Genomic DNA, 3,404 nt, shown 5'->3' on the forward strand with positions numbered 1-3,404 from the left:
CGTTCTCCAGCGCCGGCTCCCGGGACCCGGACGGTGGCACGCTCACCTACGCCTGTGGAAATGTCACTGTGACGTGGTGACGTGGTGGCACTGACGGCGAGGCGCCATGAGCGCTGCAATGGGATCTCCACACCGACGAGAGGGAGCTCCCCGATGAACGCCCCCAGAGCCGCAGAACCCTGGACAGGGACGAGCCCTTCTGGTGCGGGAGGCTCGCGCCTCCAGACGCCGGAGCATTCCCGGCTGGCCGTCGACAGCTCCCGGCCCTTCGGTGCCCACCTTCGGATGAGCTGGTGGAAGCCGCTGGTGGTCATCGGCGTGCCGCCGCTGGCGATGGTGGTGCTACAGGTTCTGCTCTACCAGCTCGTGGGCGTCATCGAGGGCAGCGACGACCCGATGTCAGCCACCCTCACGCCGTTGAAGTTCCTGGCCGTCAACGTCAGCATCGGCACGGCGGGCGCCCTGGCGATCCTGCTCCTGGTCTGGATCGCCAGGGTGCCGTGGCGCAGCCTGATCAGTGCGTCCCGAGCCTTCGACGCTCGCCGCCTGACGTACTACCTGGTCGCGGCGGCGCTGCTGGTGGGTGCCGGGATCGGTGTCGTGGCGCTGGTCGCGCCCGACGCCCCGGGCTGGACCGCCTTCGGTGTCACCGGCACGACGATCGGCATGCTGGCGATCATCGCGCTGAGCACCCCGGTGCAGGCCGTCGGCGAGGAGCTGATGTTCCGAAGTGCGGTGCTGCCCGCCGCCGCGTCCTGGGTGCGTGCGGTTCGCCCCGCCCTGGTCGTCGGGCTCGTCGTGTCCGGCCTGGGCTTCGCCGTGGTCCACGGGTCGGCTGACCCCTGGTTGTTCGGCTACTACACAGTGATCGGGGTCAGCACTGGCCTGATGGCCATCATCAGCCGTGGCATCGAGGCACCGGTTGCCTTCCACGTCGCCAACAACGTCCTGTTCACGACCGTCAACACGGTGATGGCAGACGGCGAGGCCTTCGCGATCGACAGGTCCACCGACTCCGGTGACGCGTCCCTGCTGATCCTCGGCGCCGTCAACGTCGCCATGGTGGTGCTGGTCTGGCTGCGCGAGCGGCGAGCCCGGCCCCGGGCCGTCAGTAGCCGGTAGGACCGCAGGCCGTCGTGACCAGCGAGCGATTGGAGACGTCCTCGTCTGGTCGGGTGTGCGTCGGTGCTCCCGCACCTCGCTATCGCTCTCCTGGGGGAGTGGAACCGACCCGGGGAGGGAGGCGTCACGGTGTCGGCTTGGCGAGGGTGCTGGTATGGCCGCTTTCAGTAGTCGCTGGGCGTACGGCGCCTTGGCTTGGTTGATCGTCTTTGTGGTGTCCCACGTGATCCTGGTGTTCTTCCCTGGGCGCGATCCAACCGGCGACGGACCGTGGGGCATGAGGGCCTACGTGATCTTCAAAGTGGTGCTCATCTCGATATCGGCGCTCGGAGCAGCCGTCGTTCTGGCCACCGTCCGCCCGCCGGCGCGACAACTTCCCCGGTGGCTACTTCTGACCCCACTGGTGTTTGGCAGCGTGCTGCTCGTCATCCGCGGTGTGCCAGGAATGGCCGAGAACTTTGTGATGGTCAGCGGCGTCCGTCGCGGTGGTTTCATGGGGGTGGCGGACGTCTCCACTGGCGAGATCTGGGCCGGCATCGCAATCAACACCTACTTCTTCGCCGGGGCGGCGTTGCTGGTCGGGACAACCGTTTCCTACGGCCGGCGATCAGCGATGCCGTCTCGCTGAGGCGTACCGGCGTCCGCACGGGCGATCTCCTGCCGCAACAGCGCCGCCTCGTCGTCGCGGTCGCAGAGCAGCAGCACCTTGAACGCTGGTTGGCCGAACGGCCTGGCCCAGTGGTGTACGGCCTGCGACAGGATGCACAACAGCGTGTGCCGATCCTCGGCGCTGCTGGACAACACCCGAGGCGCGTTTTCGACGACGATGAGGTACCCGTCCGCGGGCATCCAGTTCAGGTCGCGGAGGCAGTCGGACAGCGCGGCCCAGTTCCACCCGAAGTAGCCGGGAAAGATCAGCGCGTCGGAGAACTCGTAGAAGGTGTGGTCAGCATCCGTCATCCTCGCACCGTCGAGCCGGGCGACGACGAATCTGCCGGCTGCCGGTAGCACCGCCGCCAGCTCGACCAGGGCACTGCGTGAGCAGACCTCGACCTGATCGGTGGGGCCGCTCCACCAGCTGCTCATCAGACGATGACCAGGTTGGCCATGTCGACGACCGGCCGGTAGCCGAGGGCGGCGTAGATCTTGTTCGACGTCGGGTTGGCCTGGTCGGTGAACAGGCAGACCTGCGTACCCTCGGCCTGGATTCGGCGGGAGACCTCGGCGACCGCGTTGCTGGCCCAACCGCGCCCCCGATGGGCCGGCGGTGTGTACACCGGGCCAAGGCGGGCCACCCCGAACGACGGTGGGTTGGCACCCGTGAGGTGCACCGGCTCCCCGGTCTCGTCGAGCCATAACCACAGCCGTCCGGCGTGGATCCGATGCAGCACCTCCGCATGGTCGGGCGCTTCGTGCGTGCTGGCACCACGGGGGCGGCCCGCCTGTTCGTCGGCGTCGCCCACGAACGCGGCGAGCCACTCGGTGACCAGTCCCGCGTCGTCCACGGTCGCGGGCACCAAGCTGCCGGGCACCGGTGGTGGCGATGTCAGTTCACCGAGCTGGTGCAGCCGTGTGTGCTGGTTGACCCGGACTTCACCCCCGCCGAGCTGGGCCAGCGCTGCGGTGCACAGGTCGACCGCGGGCAGGGCGCCGTTGACCGCGAGGACCTCCTCCCCGCGCTCGTGCAACGCGTGGGCGAGCGCAACGGCCGCCTCGTCGGGCATGGGCAGCAGGAACGGCGGATAGGGGGCATACGGCGCCGAGCGCATCCCGGCACCAACCACCGCGCCGGAGTCGTCGCTGACCACGAGCCACCAGTTGCGGTCGGGCTGAGGGATACCCTCTGCCCGTTGCGACAACAGCCGGTGCGCGATGGTGGTCACGACCGTGCTGACGACCGGATCGGCGCCCAGGTAGTCACCGGCAACGGTCAGGAACTCGCCCGGGTCGCTGAGGAATCGCAGCCGCAGTCCGGTCCTCGGGACAATGCTCATCCGCGTACGCTAGCCACCGCCCATCGGATCGACACCGGAATTTTGTGCGTCCCGAGGACCTGCAGGCGCTGCACCAACCCGTGCGGCGGGCCCACGGAGGGGCCGAGGTCGGGTGCATCAGCGTGGCCAAGCAGGCCCGGGACGCAGGGCTTCGCCGCCCTCCGGGCATGTGATGCGGGCGGACCCGGCGCGACCGCGGGGGCCCGCCGGTAGGGGTTTGGGGGGAGAGCCCCGCCGGCGGTCGGGCCCCCCCCCCCCCCAACCATGTTGGTGGGGGGGGTCGCGGGG

The 3,404-nt window shown here is 69.2% G+C and carries 4 protein-coding genes; 2 read left to right on the plus strand and 2 right to left on the minus strand.

Going from position 1 to position 3,404, the window contains the following annotated elements; translation table 11 throughout:
- Positions 1–285 precede the first annotated feature (285 nt).
- Both AB0B48_RS32440 and AB0B48_RS32445 read left to right on the plus strand, forming a co-directional pair.
- Complete coding sequence (locus tag AB0B48_RS32440) at positions 286–1,122, plus strand: CPBP family intramembrane glutamic endopeptidase (protein ID WP_357208318.1); 837 nt, start codon at positions 286–288, stop codon at positions 1,120–1,122.
- Between the two features lie 154 nt (positions 1,123–1,276).
- A complete protein-coding gene (locus AB0B48_RS32445; protein WP_357208321.1) occupies positions 1,277–1,750 on the plus strand; it encodes a hypothetical protein in 474 nt (157 codons plus the stop codon).
- Here AB0B48_RS32445 and AB0B48_RS32450 read toward each other — a convergent pair.
- Positions 1,717–2,208 carry a barstar family protein gene (locus tag AB0B48_RS32450; RefSeq protein ID WP_357208323.1) on the minus strand — a complete coding sequence of 164 codons (492 nt, stop codon included), beginning with the start codon at positions 2,206–2,208 and terminating at the stop codon, positions 1,717–1,719. The two genes, AB0B48_RS32445 and AB0B48_RS32450, sit on opposite strands and share 34 nt — an antisense overlap.
- Complete coding sequence (locus AB0B48_RS32455; RefSeq protein WP_357208326.1) at positions 2,208–3,116, minus strand: GNAT family N-acetyltransferase; 909 nt, start codon at positions 3,114–3,116, stop codon at positions 2,208–2,210. The genes AB0B48_RS32450 and AB0B48_RS32455 overlap by 1 nt, the downstream gene beginning before the upstream one ends.
- Between the last annotated feature and the right edge of the window lie 288 nt (positions 3,117–3,404).

Origin of the sequence: Micromonospora sp. NPDC049089, from assembly GCF_040648775.1 — a bacterium.
GTDB lineage: Bacteria > Actinomycetota > Actinomycetes > Mycobacteriales > Micromonosporaceae > Micromonospora.

Coding starts and splice junctions, on each gene's coding strand:
- AB0B48_RS32450 (WP_357208323.1), bottom strand. CDS start 2,208: ATGAGCAGCTGGTGGAGCGGCCCCACCGATCAGGTCGAGGTCTGCTCA.
- AB0B48_RS32440 (WP_357208318.1), top strand. CDS start 286: ATGAGCTGGTGGAAGCCGCTGGTGGTCATCGGCGTGCCGCCGCTGGCG.
- AB0B48_RS32455 (WP_357208326.1), bottom strand. CDS start 3,116: ATGAGCATTGTCCCGAGGACCGGACTGCGGCTGCGATTCCTCAGCGAC.
- AB0B48_RS32445 (WP_357208321.1), top strand. CDS start 1,277: ATGGCCGCTTTCAGTAGTCGCTGGGCGTACGGCGCCTTGGCTTGGTTG.